We start from the raw sequence: 20,092 nt of genomic DNA on the forward strand, positions 1-20,092 counted from the left end.
ACTTTTAACTATAAATTTAAATTTATAAAAAAACATCCCCATTAAAAAATTGAGAATGCTTAAATATAATTTATTTAGAACGCGGAATCGTTTGTCATCTTCTAAGTAGGTTTTAGCAACAGCAGGGGCTTCAATTGACCCAAAAGGCATTTGAGCACGCAAAACCCAATTTGTTGGGATATCAAAGGCAATACGCACTTCACCATCAATGAGTGGATTGTAATGCTGTAAACTAGCTCCAATTTTATTTTCTGATAAGGCAGTCCAAACGTTTTGTTGCGCACCACCAAGGCCTTGTTCTGCCCACGCCTCAAAGTTTGTTGCATATAAAGGAACCTGTTTTTCGTAATCAGCAACCACACTTTGATCTGTGAAGTAGAGGATAGTCCCGAAACCAGCTTTGAAACTATCCACTTTTTGTTTTGTGCCAGCGTAGATTTCTTCAGTGGGCACTTCTGATTTTAAGCGATTGGCCACGATGTCCCAAAGTTGATCGTGTTTTTTACCGTACAAAATAACTGCACGAAGAGTTTGATTGTTAAACGCAGTTGGTGACTCACGAATAGCCGATTTAATTAAGTGATTAATGTCAGTTTCAGGTAAGGTCACATTTTTGCCGAGATTATAAATTGTACGTCGTTGCTTTAAAGCATCTAAAAAATTTGTATTCATTTTTCTTCTTCCTCTCAATCAAATTACAGTGATTATCCTACCAACATACAAAGGGTAAGTAAAGGAATATATGTAAGGAAAATATGCTAATTTAACTACTTTTTCAATATTTTCACTTTACTAACGATGGTGTGGAAATTGATTTGATAAACACGGAATAGTGTGTTAGTATTTCCACTGAAAACGATAATTTCGTTTATCAATATTTACAACAGTAGTGGCAAATGAACGACTGCAAAAGTAAAATGGGGGGAATTAAGATATGTTAGATAAAAAAAGATTGATTGTCATAGTTTTAGTGGTAACAATTTCATTATTCATGAGTTTTGGTAGCGTAACACATGCAGCTACAACGAATGCAGACAATGTGAGAGAGGAAAGTATTGATAGTTCAGAACGAGGAGCCACAATGAAAGACCCGAGTTTTGACACAAAAATAACAGTAGCTAAAACGTCTTCTGCAACCACGAGTAGTTGGTCTGATTCGGAAAGTATCGATAGTTCAGAACAAGGTGGTACAATGAAGGATCCGACTTTTGACACAAAAGTAACACTAGACAAAACACCTGCTCAAAGCTCGAATAATTCATCTTTAGATTCTTCTGAAAATGATTCGATAGAGGAAAGCCTGGAAAAAGGCGCAACCATGAAAGATCCAACTTCGAATATAAAAATAACAGTGGAGAAGGCGCCTTCTACAAATTCGAATAATAAAAACAATGCACAAACATACAGTAAAGCAGATAAAACCAAGACTGTTACAAATGCTAATGCTACAAGCAAAACAAGTGTTGACACTAAAAATGCGATAAAAGGCGCTTCTAATAAGTACCCCACCAGTAAATCTAGAGTTTTACCACAAACGTCTGAAAAAAATGGCAGTTCGATATCAGTAGTTGTGGGTGCATTATTATTTTTTACAGTTATTTTTTTGATTTTTGATTACAAATTGGTAAATAAGTTTAAAATGTAAATTCAAAAAAATTTAAAAAGTGAAAAAATTTGCGATATTCCTCTACACTTATCAAATAACTATGTTAGTTTATTTGATAAGTGTAGAGGATTTTTTCTTAATTTTAGTCTTATGACGCAGATAAATGGCTATTTAAGTTTTAAACGAAATTCAAGTAGTTTATCTGCAAGTGATGTGCGTACTGAAACTTTCCAAACGTCTAATGCTCAAGGAAAGGCAATTGCAACCCGAGAGTTCGAGGGATTAACGTTTGACGGAACAGGACCGGCTACCTACTGACAAATAAAGGTGTCGAAATAATGAAAGCTACAAGTTCAGATTTCTAGGTTACAGTTTATACATTTGAACTAATTTCTGCTCAAAAGTTCTTCGTCTTGTCTTGTTTCCAATTTTTGAGCTATAATGCAGGTTATAATATGCAGAAACGGGGTTGGCACAATGATATCGGTATTTGATGTAGTACGAATTAGTCGGATTGATCACGCAATGGTGAACAGCCATCAGTTAGTCATTACCGATATAAATGGGAAGCCAAATGGTTTGCTGACAGATTTATTAAGAGATGTAATTGAAAAAATGAACATTTTTATGACTGTTTCACTGAATACAACGGTGGATGATGTACTGGTGGCTTTGAGCAAAAATACGCCACTTCCCGAAGATGCGTTAGTGGAGTATGAAAAAATTCTTACAGAAAACGTCACGCATCTTAACGTGGCTACACGTAAAAAGGTTATTGAATTAGTTCTGGATCGTTAAAGTGGATTTCGTTTGTCAAATGAATTGGCAAATGAAGTCTTTTTATTTTGCTAATATTTGTTTGTTATTATACACATCATTAGCTTTATGAAAGAAAATTTGCGATAATAAAGTTAATAAGTAAACCACAAGAAAGATAGGTGATGTGTTGAGCAAACGTAAATATCATTGGCTCATACAAATGGGTTTAATTCTGGTCGCGTTGGAGATCATTGCCGTCGCGATTAACATGTTTTACGCACCACATAACGTGGCATCCGGTGGAACGACCGGAATTGCCATTTTGTTGCACGAAAGTTTTGGACTTAATATGTCGATCGTCGTTTTAGTATTGAACGTGGCAATGTTGATCCTTTCTTATTTCACGTTGGATAAAGCAACTACAGCCCGGATTACATTTGGTAGTCTGTTACTTCCGGTGTGCTTAGCGATAACACCACAAATTAAGCTGGTAAATGATCGTTTGTTAGCGGTCATTGTGGGCGGAGCCATTTTTGCAGCAGGAGTTGCACTTCTTTATCGTATAGATGCGTCTAGTGGAGGAACCACTGTACCGCCATTAATCTTTAAAAAATATTTCAACCTAAAACCGGCTGTTGGATTGCTGGCAGTGGACGGGATTGTCTGTTTTTTCAATATTTTTGTTTCCGGATTTGAAGCGTTCTTTCTTGCCATCTTTTCATCAATTTTAACCATGGTGATCATGAATTACATTGAAACCGGCCTGGATCGCAAAAAAGTCATTTATATTATGAGTGACGGGAATCTAGATGAGGTTCAACATAGTTTGGTCACCTTGATGGAAAAGGGCCTCACTGTTTTTGATGTCAGAGGTGGCTACAGTGGTGATAAGAAGCAAATGTTGATGATTGTGGTGGAAAATTCAGAGTATCAACATATTTTGAATCAAATTCATATATTGGCACCGGATGCTTTTGCACTTGTCTATAATATTGCCGAAGTTCATGGTGGAAATATGTAAAAGGGTTTTCATTTATTCTACAATAGCTGTAATATTGAATTATTAATTGTAGAGAAGTGAGGATTGAATATGACAGAATTTTACATCGTCCGCCATGGCGAAACACGTGGCAATACAATGGGTTTTAAACAGGGACAAGTGGATGCGGAACCTTCGCAGTTGGACGAAAATGGTATTAAACAAGCTCAAGTCCTGCATGATCATTTTGATATTAGTTTTGCGGACCGTTTGATTGTGAGTCCGCTGACCCGTGCCAAAGATACAGCTAACATTCTGAATACAGGACATGATTTGCCAGTCGAAGTTGATGACCGGTTACTTGAAATCTCATATGGTGATTGGGATGGTCAATATGATGCAGACCTTAAAGCCAAGTATCTGAAATACTTTATTCCCGGAAGTAACGCAGTTTATCCAGAATACTATGAGGCGGCGCATGGTGAGAAATTTACAGACGTTGAAGAACGGGTTGCTGAATTTACTAACGACATGCAGAAAAAGTATCCAAATCAGAAAATGATTATTGTTACTCATGGATTTACGACGCGTAGTTTTGCCCAAAATGCAGTAAAGGCAACAGATCCGTTGGCTTTTAAAGAGCCCCAAAACTGTAGTGTGACTAAGATCAGTGTTAGCCCGGAAAATCAACAAGCCTTGTATTATTACGGACAGGTATTCAAATAAAACAACTAAATAAATTTAATGTTTAATATTTTTCAGAACAGATCGACAAGCAAAAAAAGTTAAATATAAGTATCTTGCAGGTGGCATTTTTTCGACCTTCAAAATAGATATATATTTAGCTTTTCTCAACTTATTTTACTCACTATATAGGAGGATCTTATGAAAAAAACAACTTTATTGCTGCTTCTTTCTTCTCTATTTCTTTTCTTAGGTGGCTGTTCCAATAATACTAACAATGAACAACAATCGGACAATTCATCAAGCAGTTCCGTTTCAAGTTCGACTAAAGAAAATTCTGCATCAAGTCAATCCAGTTCATCGAGAACATTAAATAGCGATGATGAAATGTCATTATTGGATAGTAGTTGGAAATTTGATAAATTTACGGTTCATCAAGTTGAGGCAGAATTAGACGATGGTCAACTCGAAGTTAAGGTTTCCTGGGAGCCTAAATCGGAAAAGAAAGCCCCGTTTGCTAACTTTGCCCAGGTTAAGGTTACTCAGGCTGGCACAACATTAAATTCTGTTGAGCGCGATGATGATATTGATGAAGGTGAACAAGTTCGTGATCTGGATCTAACTTATGATTATAAAAACCGAACCGATCAGATTAAGATTCAAATTACAGAATCGGACGGTAAATCACGGACAGTTAGGGTTAATTTACAATGAATTGTCAAACAGCCTGGACCAGTGTTAGTCACTGATTCAGGCTTGTTTATTTTTGTTTCACTCACTCTTCTTAAGGACAGCTCAACAAGTCAAAAAGGAAATCACAAGCACGTCTCCCGCGGGATTGCGATCCCGCATCCGTCGCCCTTGTGCTTTTCTTTTTAACCGACTTGTTTCACTCACTCTTTAGGACAGCTCAACAAACCAAAAAGCTAAATATAACTATCCTCCCAGCCAGAAATTCTTCTGGCATCCAGAACAGTTATATTTAGCTTTTTTTCAGTTTGTTTCACTCACTCTTTAGGACAGCTCAACAAACCAAAAAGCTAAATATAACTATCCTTCCAGCCAGAAATTCTTCTGGCATCCAGAACAGTTATATTTAGCCTTTTTTCAGTTTGTTTCACTCACTCTTCTTAGGACAGTTCGACAAGTCAAAAAGAAAATCACAAGCACGTCTCCCGCGGGATTGCGATCCCGCATCCGTCGCCCTTGTGCTTTTCTTTTTTACCGACCTGTCTCACTCATTCATCTTAGGACAGCTCAACAAGTCAAAAAGGAAATCACAAGCACGTCTCCCGCGGGATTACGATCCCGCATCCGTCGTCCTTGTGATTTCCTTCTTCTCAACTTGTCTCACTCACTATAACTCAGCATCTGGTTTGCAATCATATCTGCCATTCGCAAACGGACATCATTGACACTTGGAATTGGGCTACCATTTGTCAGCCAGTGGCGACCTTCCGTTGAAATTCCCCAGATGTAAACATTGGGGACCGGATTACCATCGTTATCAATCATTTCGGCAGTTTCAGTGGTCACGTCCATTGAACCTAATTGTTTGGTACTGCCATCTTTGAAGTGGAGTTCGTACGGACGAGCCATTCCCGTTTCTAACAAATCTTGAATTAATGGATTTGTACTGATTCGGATATCCACAGAGGCTAATCTTGCTTCAATAACGCCATCTACTTCTATTTTACGATCGGAAAACTGTTTTGAATAAGCTAGAAAATGTTGTTGGTTAGTTTCGACCGTCAATTTTGGTCCAAGGATTTCAACTACACCCGCTTTAATTAATGCCAAAAGTTGTTCCAATCTTAAAATTGGTGGACCAACCGCCAGAAAGCTATTTAAACTATTAAAACCGCCTAAAATGTACTTTGCATAGTCGTCATCAGAAATTAGTTTGTAGGTGATGACCTTACGAATATTTGTCCGCAATTCGCGCAGAGTTTCCATTGCACTTGAGAAGGGACTCATCTTGTTGCCACGTTTGGCCTCGGCGATATCTTTTTCTAGGTACTGAATCATAACTTTTTGTAAATCATCGGCAGTTTTTGCATTGCCTTCTGGATGGGCCAGATTTTCCAAGTTAAACCGGTCTTCTTGAGAGATTCCGTAATCGTCCAAAACTTGTTGTGAAAGAGGATCTTTTTGGAGGGCCTGTTCAAATTCATGGGCACTCACGCCGGTGTATTTTTGAGCGACCAGCTTTGTGTAATAAGTACAAATTACATCCGAGTAGATTAAATCCAAAAACTTCTGACCGCTCATTTGTTCTTGTTTATCAATCATGTGCGCCACAATTTGGTTTGATAAGAAGTAAAGGGGACGAGTTTCTCCGATTGATTTTTGATCGAATCCACGGGCATGATAAGGAAATCCCCGTCCGGATCCGGCATAAATATTGGGTTCAGTGCCAGATGGTTTGTAAATAAGTGAGTCATCATCTAAACGTTGAAAACTACCGCCGCGATGAGCTGTTAACATGATCATCGCGTCCATGAAATTCAAGCCCAAACCGCGTAGCAAAACGTTTGATTTGGCAGGAATCTTATCGAAATTCTGTTCCGCTGCATAGCCACTGCGTAAGTAAGTGAGATTATTTTCGCTCGCAAACTGGGCCAGCTCTTTTTCGGAATCGCTGGCTTGTGCTAAACCTTCTCCCAAGGCCATTGAGATGCCGTCAAAAGTTTCGGCAGTGTCATCGAAGTTCACCTTGTAGGTATGGCCAGTTAGCCGCTGAATTCCGGTTACGCGTTCCAGATGAAAGGTGACCGTGACTGAATCAGGAAGATCTTTAAGTAGTTGTTGGTAGTACCATTCTTGATAGATGCCAAACAATCCCCGACTGGCATAACTATTGGTAGTCAGATGGCTGATTTCGTTTAGAAATGCTTTTTCATTTTGGTAATGATGTTCAAGAATAAACTGGTTACCAGATCGTTGCGACCATTCAAATAAGGTTGGTCCTGGTAAAACGGGGCCTTCCATTTCGATCGTATGGTCGGTAAAAAGCGTAATTTTGGCCGCGAGTGAATTCATTATAAGTTCCTGTGGTTGATCTGGTTGCCAAACGCGTCCTGCGATTCCCGCTGGATCAAAAAGATGAATATCTAAATTTTTAACGGGCATCCGTCGATTCCAGGCTAGTAACCGTTCTAAAGCCATTAAGTTGCGTGGGCCAGCTCCAATTAAAGCGAGTTTCATAATAAATCACCTGTATTCTGTATTTTGGGTTCTGTCTGTTCATATCGTATCACAAAAGAAACTAAATTGACTAAATAAACATGTAGATGAAAGGGAATAAACCTCAGAAAAATAAGTCTTGAATTAACATTTGACAGCGCTTTCTAAAAACAGTTAAACTGATACTAAGTATTAAATTACTATCAAAGAGAAAAGAGGAAAAGTAATGACAGAAAAATTTCCGAAGAATTTCTTGTGGGGTGGCGCAACCGCAGCCAACCAAATTGAAGGTGCCTGGGATGTTGATGGCAAAGGAGTTAGTGTCCAAGATCTATTAACAGGTGGCACTCTAGAAAAGCCACGGCACTTTACTGCAAAGGTGGAAGAGGGAGCTTATTATCCTTCCCACACGGCAAGTGACTTTTATCATCATTATAAAGAAGACATTAAATTACTCGCTGACATGGGGTATAAAGTTTACCGGTTATCAATTAACTGGACCCGAATTTTTCCTAATGGGGATGACGAGAAGCCCAATCAAGCTGGAATTGATTTTTACCATAAAGTTTTTCAAGAATGTCATAAATATGGAATTGAACCGTTAGTTACCATTTCGCATTACGAAGTCCCTTATCATTTGACTGAAGCATACGGCGGCTTTTTAAATCGTAAAGTCATTGATTTCTTTGAAAATTATTGTCGAGTCCTTTTTGAATCTTATAAAGATGAAGTTCATCTTTGGTTGACGTTTAACGAAATTAATACCGCATTAATGTTTGGCGGTGGTTATATTCAGGCTGGTGTGCCAGTCAAGGACGGCGATTCAATTTTTGCGCCCGTCTCTCATGATAAGGTTCAAAATGCATACCAAGCTGTCCACAACCAACTGGTGGCGAGTGCAAAAGCCGTCCAATTGGCTCATGAAATTAATCCGGAAAATAAAGTGGGTTGTATGATTGCTGGTTCAGAAGTTTATCCGCTGACGGCAGATCCAAAAGATGTTTTAATGGCTCAACAGCAAATGGAAATGAACAATTTCTACTGTGGCGATGTGCACGTACGGGGGGCCTACCCAGCATTTGCCAAGAAGTATTGGCGTGAACATGATATTAAGTCAGATATGGATCCAAGTGATGCAGAAACTTTAAAGAACGGGACGGTTGATTTTTACAGTTTCAGTTATTACTCATCAGGGGCTGTGACAATTCATCCTGAAAAACAAGAAAAAGTTAATGGTAATATGTCATCTGGAACTAAAAATCCTTACTTGAAATATAGTGATTGGGGCTGGAGTATGGACCCTGAAGGTTTGCGGATTTACTTGAATCAAGTTTATCAACGCTACCAATTGCCATTGATGATTGTTGAAAATGGGTTGGGTGCTTACGATAAAGTTGAAAAAGATGGTTCGATTAATGATGATTATCGAATTGACTATTTGCGAGGTCATGTAGTTGCGATGAAAGAAGCAATCGATGACGGCGTAGATTTAATTGGTTACACACCATGGGGATGTATTGATTTGGCCTCGGCAAGTACCGGGCAAATGTCGAAACGCTACGGCTTTATTTACGTTAATCGGCATGATGATCAAACAGGTGATTACGCACGAACACCAAAGAAGAGTTTCTATTGGTATAAAAAAGTTATCGAAAGTAATGGTGAAGATTTAGATTAGTTATCAAAAAGTTTGCTTGAAATTAGGTTTTTGCTTGACTTACAATAAGTAATTGGATATTCTAAGTATTGAATTAACAAACAGAAGAAAGGAAGATAATTATGATGAAGACAGAAATGCAAACTAAATGTTGTATGCCATGTTGCCAAGAAAACAACATGATTATTTGCGTAGCTGCAAACCGTAATTATCTTTCGCTAACATTTGCCTAGAAATACTCGAAATAGGTTAAAAATGTGAACCGACTAATTGCATATGCAGTTAGTCGGTTTTTTGTTTGTTATAGAAAATAACTTTATAAGGAAGTGATGCCGAATGTCACCAGGCTGTCCGTGTTTAAATAAAAAAACAAAGTTAGATGAAATTCGCGTCACTAATTCCAACACATAGAAAATTTAAAATCAGGGGAGACTTATTATAATGAAGAAAAGATGGATAATTCCAACCACATTAGCTGCCGGACTTGTATTGGTGCTTGCTGGCTGTGGCAATCAGAGTTCTGATAACTCGGGTTCCGGATCCTTGGCATCAGATCAAGTACTTAACTTATCGGCGGACGCACCGCTAGATACAATCGATATTGCGAAAGCTACCGGATACGGTCAAACGGGAAACGTGTTTGAAAGCTTGTATCGCTTAGGTAAGAACGGAACACCTATTGCCGGTTTAGCGTCTTCCGGAAAAGTTTCGAAAGATGGTAAAACTTGGACTTTCAAGATTCGAAAAAATGCGAAATTTAGTAATGGTCAAAAAATAACGGCTAAAGATTTTGTTTATTCGTGGCAACGAACACTAAATCCAAATACAAAATCGCAATATGCATACTTATTCTCCGGAATTCAAAATGCTGACAAAATTAACTCAGGGAAATTAAGCCCTTCTAAATTAGGAGTTTCAGCACCAGATAGTCAAACTTTTGTGGTTCATTTGGATGAACCAATTGCTTATTTCAAAGCATTGATGACTTATCCACTATTCTCACCAGTTAGCAAAAAAGTTGTTGATAAGTATGGTAGCAAATATGCCACAACTTCTAAATATATGGTTTATACCGGTCCGTTTAAGATGACTGGATGGTCGGGAACTAACGATCATTGGTCATTTGTGAAAAATAATCAGTATTGGGACAAGAGCAAAGTTAAGTTGAGTAAGATTAATTATTCAGTTAATGAAAATCCTTCAACGGTTGTAAGTTTATATCAATCGAAAAAGTTAGATATGGCACAGCTTTCAAGTGCTCAGATTAAGAATTTTAAGAGTAATTCTGATTATCAAACAGTGCCATATAGTATTACGCGTTTCTTAGCGTTCAATTTCAAGTCTTCAAATGCGAAAGTCCGCAAGGCAATGAATAATAAACATATTCGTCAGGCTATTTCTTTGGCGGTCGATCGCAAGCAATTAATTAATAAGGTTATCGGTGATGCTTCAACGACACCAAAGGGTTTTGTACCTACAGATTTAGGGAAAGATCCTAAGACTGGCAAAGATTTCGCTGATGAAGCTTACGTAAAAGACACTGTTAACTATAATAGTGCTGAAGCTAAGAAACTCTGGAAACAGGGGATGAAGGAAATTGGTGAAAAAACGTTAGATGCCACGTTGATGTCGACAAATGATGCTGACGATAAAAACATTTCAGAATATTTCCAAGTTCAATTACAAAAAGAATTATCAGGCATGAAAGTTAATTTGGAAAACATTCCATCAAAGGTTGCATATTCACGAGCAGACAAAGGAGACTTTGATATTTATGTTTCCGGATGGGGAGCCGATTTCACAGACCCAATTTCTCATTTGCAAGTATTGCAATCAAATAGTGGTTACAATTACGGAAAATGGAGTAATAGCGAGTACGATCAGTTAGTTAAAAACGCCCAGAATAAAGATGCTAATGATAAGAACAAGCGTTGGGAAGATATGATTAAGGCGGACCAGTTGGTCGTAAAGCAGGCAGCAATTGCACCTCTCTATCAAACCAATTATTCCTTCTTGGTAAATCCAAAGTTGAAGGGCGTGATCCACAATACGGCTGGAACACAATGGAATTATAAGACGGCTTATATAGAAAAGTAGTGAACGAAAAAAGTGAACGGAACAAGTCGTTAAGAGGAAAAAAATAAGTAGGGCGGAGGCGGGATCGCATCCCGCAGGTAGCCCTACTTATTTTTTTGCCTCTGACTTGTGGAGTTGTCCTGCTGCCTGGCAGAAAAAAGAGTAGAAACTGTTAAGAACATCAAAAAAAGTGGAGGCCTAACTCATGAAACCCAGAATCGGTATTGTTGGTAATATGTTTACCGGAGATTCAACAGTTTTTTATCACAACCACGCAACATACACGTTTCAAGGAAATATTGATGCCATCACTAAAGCTGGGGGATTACCGGTGGTTATTCCGATTCAGTCGGTAGAAACGGCGAAAGATTATTTTGAAAACATTGATGGGTTATTTTTACCTGGTGGTCAGGATGTGACACCCACCTTGTACGGAGAAGAACCCGATCCATTATTAAAAACAACCTCTTTAAAACGAGACGAGTTTGAATTGGCGTTATTTAAGCTTGCGTGGGATAGTCACAAACCAATCCTAGGAATCTGTCGTGGGATGCAACTTATCAACGTTGCCCTCGGTGGGACACTCTATCAAGATCAATCGCTGCTAACCCGATCGGTGATAGTCGAGCATGATCAAGCACCAGAAAAGTTGGGTAATGTTGCTACGCACGAGGTTTCCGTCAAACCTGAGTTACAAGATATTTTAGGAAAGCATCTTCTTGTGAATTCCTTGCACCATCAAATGGTCCATACTCTAGCAAGTGCGTTAAAACCGTTGGCGCTTGCGGAAGATGGCGTGGTGGAGGCTGTGGCACCAAGTGATCCTGGCCGACCGCTTTTGGGGATTCAATGGCATCCAGAAATGATGTTGGATAAGCCAGAAATGGTTGCCATTTTTCAAAAATATATGACTTTCTTTTAAATGTCTAACTGAGCATAGTACTTGTGGGATGTAGGTTGATAGCGAATTCGTTTCACAAAATATGATGTTTCAGATTCAATACTTTGTCACTTTTTAACTAAAAATAATGTAATTGCCTGAATATCAGGTGTTTGAAGCATTTTAATCAAAAAATTAGAAATATTACGTAAACTAGTTCAAGGCCTTATCTATTAGGCTTTGGACTATTTTTTTGAATAAATAACCAGTGTCAAATAAATTTACCGTCTTTTGACCTGAGCTTAAACAAATATTAAAGTTTTACTTTGGTAAGTAAGTTAACTGCGCGAAATAAAACAGGAGATGGTAAAGACATGATTTTTAAGAACTGGAATCCGCGAACCAAGCGATGGAGTTTTTTGATCTTGGCACTATTAATTCCAATCTTATTGACTGGTGTGATTTTTAGATATATCAATACTTCGCAAGAAGAACACACCACTAATACGAACGTGGCGGTAGTGAATAATGACAAATCGGCTGAATTTCAGGATACAAAGGTTGATGCCGGTAAACAAGTGATTCAAAATTTGAGCCATAATACACAAGTTAAATGGCATTTTGTTTCTGCTAAAAAAGCAAAAGCGGAAATGAAGAATGGTAGTTATCTGATGACGATTACGATTCCAAAAGATTTTTCCAAAAATATTACAACTGCTTTAGATGAAAATCCTAAGTCTAGTAATTTAAAGATTAAGTTGTCGAAACATAATAGTTATGTTTCAGAAGTTATTAACGAACAGGTAGCTTCTTCGGTCAAAACGGAAGTTGTTTCAAGTATTCAGAAGTCTTATGATAAGACACTTCTAAGTTCAATTAATCAGCTAGGATCCGGAATTAAAAGTGGCTCTGGGGGAGTTAAAAAGTTAAAAAACGGAATTGTTCAACTTAAAGATGGTAATGCCAAAGTTGATCGTAACTTGCATGTGTTAGCCACAAGCATGGTCACGTTTGAAGATGGTACCAAACAGTTGAGCGATGGAATTAATACTTATGCAACTGGTGTGGATACATTGGCTTCTGGAAACAAAACGTTGGCAATGGGCTTGAGTGAAATGAAGTCAAAAACAGCGCCACTCGCTTCAGGTGTGCAGCAGTTAATCACAGGAAGCAAAACGCTCAATAACGGCGTGCATAGTTATACAGCCGGCGTTTCTAAAACTCAGGCTGGTGCTAGTCAACTCAGTACAGGGTTGGCACAGCTTTCGAGTAAAACTGCTACCTTACCACTTGGGGTCACCCAATTATTTGACGGTTCTACCAAAGTGACTAATGGGTTAAAGACCTTATCCGGTAAAACTGGGGCATTGGCTACTGGTGTTGATCAATTAAGCACCGGATCGAGTAATTTATCTGCTGGAATCAATAAATATACAACTGGGGTAACCACCTTGAATGGCGGATTAAGCACTTTAAATGGTAGCTCTAGTGAGTTAAATAATGGTTCGACAAACTTATTGTCAAGTGCCACTGACCTTTCTCAAGGGGTATCGCAATTAAATACAGCAGCAAATGAGGCTAATACTAAGATTGCAGATATGCAACAATTGTTAGCAACTGATACAGCTGCAATGGAAACCTTGAAGGATGCACCGGCAACAATTCAGAGTGCTCAAGAATTACAAACAAAACTGCAAGCTTTGGCACCAGTATTAAAGCAGTTGTCAGGTTTAAGTGATGTTTTAACTGAATTAAGTGATGCAAAAAGTAGTTTAGCAGATATAAATACCTCGTTTGCTAGTCTTGATAGTGCAACAACTGCATTGACTGACGCGGCAACGAAAGCTCAAACTTCAGCAACTCAAAGTCAAAAGGTTGCTACATTATTAAGTGATATTGATTCCTCAAATTTGAGCACGGCCGATCAGGCTAAATTAACGGAAGCTAAGAGTCAGGCTTCAGGTAGTGCCACAAATGCAGCAGCTTCCGCAAAAGAAGTAACTGCAACAGGAACGAGTTTAAAGGCATTAAGTGGTGCCAAGGATAAGATTAATAGTTTGGCGACTACTTTGGATAAAGTTAACGTCGACAGCAACACGACAGAGGCTCTTTCCAGTTTAAGCAGCGTTGTGAGCCAGGCTAACGAATTATTGTCTTCACCATTAATGAGTGATAGTACAGTTCAAACGTTACAATCACTTGAGAAACAATTACCAACACTGAGCGCTAACTTGGATGATTTCAAGGAACTCACTGCTGGAATTGCACAACTAAATGATCAAGTGAACGGCGAAAATTCCTTAGTTGCGGGTGTAACAACTTATACAACGGGCGTATCAAAGTACACAGCAGGTGTTGGTTCAGTCAGTGATGGGGCTTCTGAATTAGCTGCAAGCAACGATAGCCTGACGTCAGGTGCTTCTCAAGTTCAAACAGGATTAAGTAGTTTGAATAGTCAGGTGCCAAGTTTAACATCAGGTGTTACACAATTAACGAGTGGCTCTGGACAAGTGACAACCGGGTTATCAAGCTTGAATAGTCAAGTTCCTAGTTTGGTTAGCGGTGTTAGTCAACTTAAATCCGGTTCTAGTCAATTGACGAGTGGGCTGACGACTTTGAATTCAAATTCTTCTAAATTGAATTCTGGTTCACAACAATTAAGTACTGGTCTTCAAACCTTGAATGGCCAAGTACCAACCCTAATTAGCGGTGTTAACCAATTATCGACAGGTGCTAATAAATTGGTAGCAGGTGGCACAAAGCTTACCAATGCTAGTTCTCAACTGACTAGTGGTGCTGACCAATTGGAATCCGGCGCTAAACAAGGTAAATCTGGCACTGATCAATTGGCAGCCGGATCTGACCAAGTTCAAGATGGTCTGAAAACTGCTAGTTCAGGAATTAGTTTGTTAAATTCTAAGTTGGCAGATGGTGCCGACCAAGTTAAAAACGTTAATGCAGATCCCCAAAATGTTAATCATTTTGTGAATCCAGTAAGTCAAAACGAAACTTTGGAATCTGTAGGTTCTGTCAAAAATATCTTCGCACCATTGGTAATTGCGATGGTTCTGTTTATCGCAGCTATCTTAAATCAGTTGGGTCAATATGCTCGTCGGAAAGGGCATCGTCACAGTGGCTTTGGACTTTCGAATAATATGCTTCTCCTATTGACCTTGTTACAAGTTGTCGGAGTGTTAGCATTTGTCGGAATTGATGGTATTTCAGTTGTCCATCCAATCGGGTTAGTGGTAGCTGCCGCAATTACGGCCGTCAGTTTCACAACTCTGTGTGTCTTCATTGATTTATTATTCGGTGCTCCTGGGATCTTATTCTCATTAGTATTGATGTTAGTTCAATTGGCAGGTGTTCTTCTACCAACTTCAATGTTGACCACACTTTACCATGCAATTTCAGAGTTGTTACCAGCAACCCATGCAATGAGCGCATTTAATTACGCAATTAATGGAGTCGGTAATGGCATGGTCCTTCAAAGTGTCATTGTTCTGTTATATCCAATTGTGATTGGCGGAATTTATTATTTTGTCACACATAGGCAAAAATTCGGTTTGAAAAATGTTAAAGATTAATTTCAGATAATTAATTTATTTTAAAAGTAAGTCGGAATTTTCCGGCTTATTTTTTTGTAAAAAGTGAACTAAATTGCATATTTTGGATTTGAATAAGTGGAAATATAAATTGGAAAAGCAAAAATTTAAATGGGGCATTGAGGGGAACCGTTTTCTTATGATATAATGCATTGTTTGTTTCATTAAAAAAGAGGGGGAGTTGAAGAGATGTACCAAGTTGTTTTATTTGATGTCGATAATACCTTGCTGAGAACAGATTTGGCTGTCTGGGCCACGGTAAAACCAATTTTTGAGCGTTTGGCGATTCCGGTGACAGAAGAGAAAACTCGTAAATTAATGGGCTTATCAGCAGTAGAGATTTTTAAAACCTTAGGCTCCCCTGATCCAGAACAGACGGTCCGTGATTATGGCGAGGAATTTTTGAAACATCAAGAGCTAGTCCAAGAATTTCCCGGAATAGATACACTTTTTGCGGAGTTGAAAAAACAACATGTGGAAATTGGCATGGTGACTTCTAAAACACGGTATGGTTGGAAGACACAAGTTGCACAATATAAATTTGCCAACCAGAGTGATAAAGTAGTTGTTGCGGAGGATACCGAGAAACATAAGCCTAATCCCGATCCAATCTTGGCTGGGATGCGTAAGTTCCCCGGAATTTCTAAAAGCCAGTTTTTGTACATTGGGGATGCACCCTATGATATGCAAGCAGCACATGCAGCTGGGATTGATTTTGGAAATGCAAAGTGGGGATCAATTCCAGGTGCCAATTTTAAAGATGCAGAATATATTTTTGAATCACCGTTAGAGGTTTTAAAAGTTTTAAAAAAGAAGTAAATGCATAATATGAGATGGAGGAAGTATTGATGATCAAACAAGAGATGACTAAGGAAGATGAGATTAAGATTCAAGTTGCAAAAGAGTTAGTGGAGTTCCGACTTCGTAAAGGTTACACACAGACCCAATTGGCAGAAAAGGCCGGGAAACGCCAATCCCAGATTGCCAGAATGGAAAGTGGTCGGGCAAACGTTTCGTTTAAAACGTTAGATGAAATCGTGGGCCGTGCAGGTGGAAAAATTACATTGAAGATTGTGGACTGATAACGTCTAAAGGCGCCAACTAAATTTCATAAAATCAAATAATACATAAAAACCAGCAAACAGGTAAAAGAAATTTCACCTTGTTTGCTGGTTTTTTATTTTTGTACTAATGATTTAAATCAGTCTTTGATAACTCTTCAACTTGAGTTTCAATGTCTGGAATTTTTTCGACTAAGAAATCGGCAACCGTTGAAGTTAGTTCCTTACCTTCAGGAGTTAGATTCAACCAATGGACTCGGCGATCATGTGAATCTGCATGATCAACAATATAGTGTAAATTAAATAAAACCCGGATTTTGCGAGAAATAGCAGGTGAACTGGATCCGAAATGATTGCCAACTTCGCTAACGGTGGCTTCTTGTTGCTTAAGAGATAAGATGTAGGCCATGATTCGATACTGTTCAAAGCTAATTGAGTATGTAGATTTTAAATGACTATCAGTTTGTAGAAACAAACGATACATTTTGGAAAAATTGGCAAATTCCATTGGGTTTGACTTCAACATCATATTTCCTCTTCCTTTATAATGATTGCACGGTAAAAAAGTTATTGTCTAATAATATTCAAGGCCGTTAATGTAATTGAAACACAACTATATGTTTTTTGGCAACCCCAGAAAGGCTTAATTAGTAAGAAATATTCATAGTTTTTAAAAGATATAACCGCTAAACGGGAAAAAGTTAATAATTGCAAGGCAAATTTACAAAGAATACCCATAAAAATAGACTGGCACGTTGTATTTTTACAACAATGCCAGTCAAAGTGTGATAACTAAAACTGTTATATTAAATCTGTCATATTTTTTGAAAGGGTAGCAATTATCTGTTTTTCGATCTCTGGCAGATGATCATCAACGAATTCCTTTAGTTCATTAATTGTGGAGATTCCTTTGGGAGTCAGCGTTATCCAATGCGTTCGACGATCATCTCCGGAAACATGGTCTTTAATTAAATTTTGTTTGTACAGCGTACTTACTTTTCGAGAAGTGGCAGAAGTATTTGAGCGAAATTCTTTTGCGAGAATGCTTACAGTTGTTTCCTTTGGCTGGATGCTGGAAATAAAGTGTAAAATACGAAATTGTTCAAAACTAACAGCAAATTTAATTTGTAAGTCATTATCTATATTTTGAATCATCGCATAGACTTTTGAAATCACTTCATAATCGGGATGGACAGTAGCCATCATGATTCCTCCTTTATGTCGCAGATTGTTACGGCACGAATTATTCTAATCACTATATATATTAACATTGTTAAATGAATTAGTGGTTATTTTTTGATATTTGAGCTAGCGCCTTATTACCTACACTACGCCGCAAGTTAGAAACACACTGGCGCGAAACGTGATGTTTGGCTGCTATTTCATTATTTTTAAGATGCAGGACATAGCAATCTTTTAAGAAATTCTGTTCAGCAAGTGTGCAGCATTGGTAGAGTTCTTGAAATAGTTGATCGGTATAAATGGCGTCAAAAGCTAAATCACCTGATGATTGTGGTTGTGCATCTAAAGTTTCTTGATCAAATTGAATTTTTTCTGCTACTCGAGAAGTCTGTCGAATTAAGTCTAGTAAACGCCAATAAACGGCCTGATAAGCAAATACGCGAAACTTCTGGGGATCATCGGCAACTAAAGAAGGGTAACGGGCGTATGCCTGAACGAAGGCTAAATAGCCTTCTTGAATAAAATCATCGTAATTGGTTTGGACTGGTGAAATGTGTAACCGTTTGGCCGCTCCAAATATAATTTTTTCGTTGTCGTCTTGTAATAAAAAATTAAAACCTGCTTGAATCGTTTGTTTTTCCAATTCTTGAATCTCCTTGTAAGCTAAGATCCAAGGGCCCTTGGTCATTAATTAGAATATAAAAAAATTAATTAGTTTAAAACGATAGAAAGTGCGTAACGACCAGGTAAAATTTATTTGAGAATGCTTTATAGTAAAAACGATGTAAATTTCACGTAATGGTATATACCTATAATAAAACAAGAAATAAAAAGCAGATTTAAATGAAAACAATTAAATATTACACATAATTGGACAAAATACTCATGAAAGGGTTTACAACTTGTAACTCACATCTTATACTGAGATTGTAATTAAATTATGGGAGGGTGATTATTTTGAAGAAATTTATGGATTGGATTCAAAATGTTCTAATGCCACCTTTAGCAAAGGTCGGAAATAATAAGTATCTGGTTTCGATTCGTAACGGGTTAGTTATGACTTTGCCAGCGGTTATTAGTGGATCAGTATTTTTAATTATTGGAAACATCCCTATTCCAGCATGGACAGCGTTTATGAAGCCGTATATGGGAGCCATTGGCGTGGCGGTGAATGGATCGTTTGGGATTATTTCATTATTATCTGTTATCGGAATTGGATACGAGTTATCTAAAAATCTTGATCTTGATGCCATCAATGGAGCTGGATTGGCGACGATGGCATTCATAATCGTTTCTTTTAATAATAAAAATGTGTTGGACACAGCCAACTTTGCCTCAACTGGATTATTTACTGCTATTATTTGTGCTTTTGTATCTGTTTTGATTTTGAACTTTTTTGTTAAACGAAATCTTGTTATCAAGCTACCAGCTGGTGTACCTGATGCTGTGAGCCACTCATTTGTTTCGTTAGTACCAGGATTTGTTATTTTACTTTTGTTTTGGACAATTCGAGTACCACTTCACTTTGATATAAATGTTTTTATTCAAGATATTTTCCATCCATTGTTGTTTGCAATGAATAGTTTACCCGGAATTATGTTCTATACTTTATTAGTAAGTCTGCTTTGGGTCGGCGGTATTCATGGTGATATGACTCTTGAAGGAATTGCGGATCCAATTTTTCTCCAATTTGTAACAGCAAATGGTGTAGCTTGGGCTCATCATCAGGCAATTCCTTACATTACGTCATCTGGATTCTCCAGTTTGTTTGTAAATGTCGGAGGTACTGGCGCCACGATAATGTTGGTCTTTTGGATGCTTTTTTCTAAAAGTAAAACATATCGCGAATTAGGAAAAGTTGCGTTTCCGAGTGCGCTATTTGAAATTAATGAACCGGTTATCTTTGGATTTCCAGTTGTTATGAATCCCATTACCTTAATTCCGTTTGTCCTTCTTCCTCAAGTTCTAACTGTAGGAACCTATGGATTAATGGCCTTACATTTGTTACGACCTGCAGTCACTATGGTGCCATGGACAATGCCACCAATTATTGGCCCATTAATGGCAACTGGATGGGACTGGCGTGCCGGTGTTTGGTCAGCAGTTGAATTGGTCATTGCTGGAGCCGCATATTATCCATTCTTTAAAGTAGCCGAAAAACAAATGCTAGAAAAAGAAACGGCTAGTGATGCAGCATAACTGTGCTAGTATAGAAGGAAAATGAATTATGAAACCAGGAAAAATTATTTTATTAGGCATTATTGGAGCAATTGTAATCGGTACGTTAGCAGTGTTTACTACGTTGTTACCAGCTACTTTTATTTCACAGCAAAACCTGATTGATATTATCGGGATTGTGATGTTTGCCGGATTCGGCTTTTACATTGCAAAAAAGCGGGATAAAGCAAAAAAATAAA

Annotated in this window: 17 protein-coding genes and 1 pseudogene; 13 read left to right on the top strand and 5 right to left on the bottom strand. The window is 38.1% G+C overall.

Annotated features, from left to right (window positions below):
- Nucleotides 1-75: 75 nt before the first annotated feature.
- Nucleotides 76-672, bottom strand: a pseudogene (locus ACLHK8_RS08295) (nitroreductase family protein); the annotation flags it as partial.
- A gap of 262 nt (nt 673-934) precedes the next feature.
- On the opposite strand from ACLHK8_RS08295, the gene ACLHK8_RS08300 reads away from it, so the two are divergent.
- The 5 genes from ACLHK8_RS08300 to ACLHK8_RS08320 all read left to right on the top strand — a co-directional run bounded on the left by ACLHK8_RS08300 (nt 935) and on the right by ACLHK8_RS08320 (nt 4,742).
- On the top strand, nt 935-1,645 hold the full coding sequence (locus ACLHK8_RS08300; RefSeq protein WP_063698044.1) for a hypothetical protein: 711 nt from the start codon (nt 935-937) through the stop codon (nt 1,643-1,645).
- Between the two features lie 438 nt (nt 1,646-2,083).
- Nucleotides 2,084-2,404, top strand: coding sequence for a hypothetical protein (locus ACLHK8_RS08305; RefSeq protein WP_057774811.1), 321 nt, complete (start codon nt 2,084-2,086; stop codon nt 2,402-2,404).
- 148 nt (nt 2,405-2,552) lie between these two features.
- Complete coding sequence (locus ACLHK8_RS08310; RefSeq protein ID WP_063698066.1) at nt 2,553-3,386, top strand: YitT family protein; 834 nt, start codon at nt 2,553-2,555, stop codon at nt 3,384-3,386.
- A 69-nt stretch (nt 3,387-3,455) separates the two neighbouring features.
- Nucleotides 3,456-4,070, top strand: coding sequence for a histidine phosphatase family protein (locus ACLHK8_RS08315; RefSeq protein ID WP_063698042.1), 615 nt, complete (start codon nt 3,456-3,458; stop codon nt 4,068-4,070).
- Nucleotides 4,071-4,229: 159 nt separating this feature from the next.
- Nucleotides 4,230-4,742, top strand: coding sequence for a hypothetical protein (locus ACLHK8_RS08320; protein ID WP_057774817.1), 513 nt, complete (start codon nt 4,230-4,232; stop codon nt 4,740-4,742).
- Between the two features lie 636 nt (nt 4,743-5,378).
- Here the strand turns inward: ACLHK8_RS08320 and ACLHK8_RS08325 are convergent.
- A complete protein-coding gene (locus ACLHK8_RS08325) occupies nt 5,379-7,235 on the bottom strand; it encodes an FAD/NAD(P)-binding protein (protein ID WP_063698039.1) in 1,857 nt (618 codons plus the stop codon).
- Between the two features lie 205 nt (nt 7,236-7,440).
- Here ACLHK8_RS08325 and ACLHK8_RS08330 point away from each other — a divergent pair, with 205 nt between their 5' ends.
- The 6 genes from ACLHK8_RS08330 to ACLHK8_RS08355 all read left to right on the top strand — a co-directional run bounded on the left by ACLHK8_RS08330 (nt 7,441) and on the right by ACLHK8_RS08355 (nt 16,514).
- Entirely contained in the window at nt 7,441-8,892 is a 1,452-nt protein-coding gene (locus ACLHK8_RS08330; RefSeq protein ID WP_063698037.1) for a glycoside hydrolase family 1 protein, read from the top strand.
- Between the two features lie 420 nt (nt 8,893-9,312).
- Nucleotides 9,313-10,968, top strand: coding sequence for a peptide ABC transporter substrate-binding protein (locus ACLHK8_RS08335; protein WP_063698035.1), 1,656 nt, complete (start codon nt 9,313-9,315; stop codon nt 10,966-10,968).
- 184 nt (nt 10,969-11,152) lie between these two features.
- Complete coding sequence (locus tag ACLHK8_RS08340) at nt 11,153-11,869, top strand: gamma-glutamyl-gamma-aminobutyrate hydrolase family protein (protein ID WP_434520297.1); 717 nt, start codon at nt 11,153-11,155, stop codon at nt 11,867-11,869.
- Between the two features lie 332 nt (nt 11,870-12,201).
- Nucleotides 12,202-15,414, top strand: coding sequence for a YhgE/Pip domain-containing protein (locus ACLHK8_RS08345; protein WP_063698030.1), 3,213 nt, complete (start codon nt 12,202-12,204; stop codon nt 15,412-15,414).
- A gap of 207 nt (nt 15,415-15,621) precedes the next feature.
- Entirely contained in the window at nt 15,622-16,251 is a 630-nt protein-coding gene (locus tag ACLHK8_RS08350; RefSeq protein ID WP_063698028.1) for an HAD family hydrolase, read from the top strand.
- Nucleotides 16,252-16,280: 29 nt separating this feature from the next.
- The gene (locus ACLHK8_RS08355; RefSeq protein WP_057775477.1) at nt 16,281-16,514 is read left to right on the top strand and encodes a helix-turn-helix domain-containing protein; all 234 of its coding nucleotides are present in this window, start codon (nt 16,281-16,283) and stop codon (nt 16,512-16,514) included.
- A gap of 106 nt (nt 16,515-16,620) precedes the next feature.
- Here ACLHK8_RS08355 and ACLHK8_RS08360 read toward each other — a convergent pair whose 3' ends face one another.
- From ACLHK8_RS08360 to ACLHK8_RS08370, 3 genes are all read right to left on the bottom strand, one after another.
- The gene (locus ACLHK8_RS08360) at nt 16,621-17,019 is read right to left on the bottom strand and encodes a MarR family winged helix-turn-helix transcriptional regulator (RefSeq protein WP_063698024.1); all 399 of its coding nucleotides are present in this window, start codon (nt 17,017-17,019) and stop codon (nt 16,621-16,623) included.
- A 275-nt stretch (nt 17,020-17,294) separates the two neighbouring features.
- Nucleotides 17,295-17,696, bottom strand: coding sequence for a MarR family winged helix-turn-helix transcriptional regulator (locus ACLHK8_RS08365; RefSeq protein ID WP_063698021.1), 402 nt, complete (start codon nt 17,694-17,696; stop codon nt 17,295-17,297).
- Nucleotides 17,697-17,775: 79 nt separating this feature from the next.
- Nucleotides 17,776-18,318 carry a sigma-70 family RNA polymerase sigma factor gene (locus ACLHK8_RS08370; protein WP_082854870.1) on the bottom strand — a complete coding sequence of 181 codons (543 nt, stop codon included), beginning with the start codon at nt 18,316-18,318 and terminating at the stop codon, nt 17,776-17,778.
- 305 nt (nt 18,319-18,623) lie between these two features.
- On the opposite strand from ACLHK8_RS08370, the gene ACLHK8_RS08375 reads away from it, so the two are divergent.
- Together ACLHK8_RS08375 and ACLHK8_RS08380 are read left to right on the top strand one after the other, a co-directional pair.
- Nucleotides 18,624-19,874 (top strand): PTS sugar transporter subunit IIC, encoded by a 1,251-nt coding sequence (locus tag ACLHK8_RS08375; protein ID WP_231908608.1) that lies wholly within the window; start codon nt 18,624-18,626, stop codon nt 19,872-19,874.
- A 28-nt stretch (nt 19,875-19,902) separates the two neighbouring features.
- On the top strand, nt 19,903-20,091 hold the full coding sequence (locus tag ACLHK8_RS08380; RefSeq protein WP_063698015.1) for a hypothetical protein: 189 nt from the start codon (nt 19,903-19,905) through the stop codon (nt 20,089-20,091).
- Nucleotide 20,092 lies beyond the last annotated feature (1 nt).

Origin of the sequence: Pediococcus sp. M21F004 (assembly GCF_051122535.1) — a bacterium.
GTDB lineage: Bacteria > Bacillota > Bacilli > Lactobacillales > Lactobacillaceae > Pediococcus > Pediococcus inopinatus.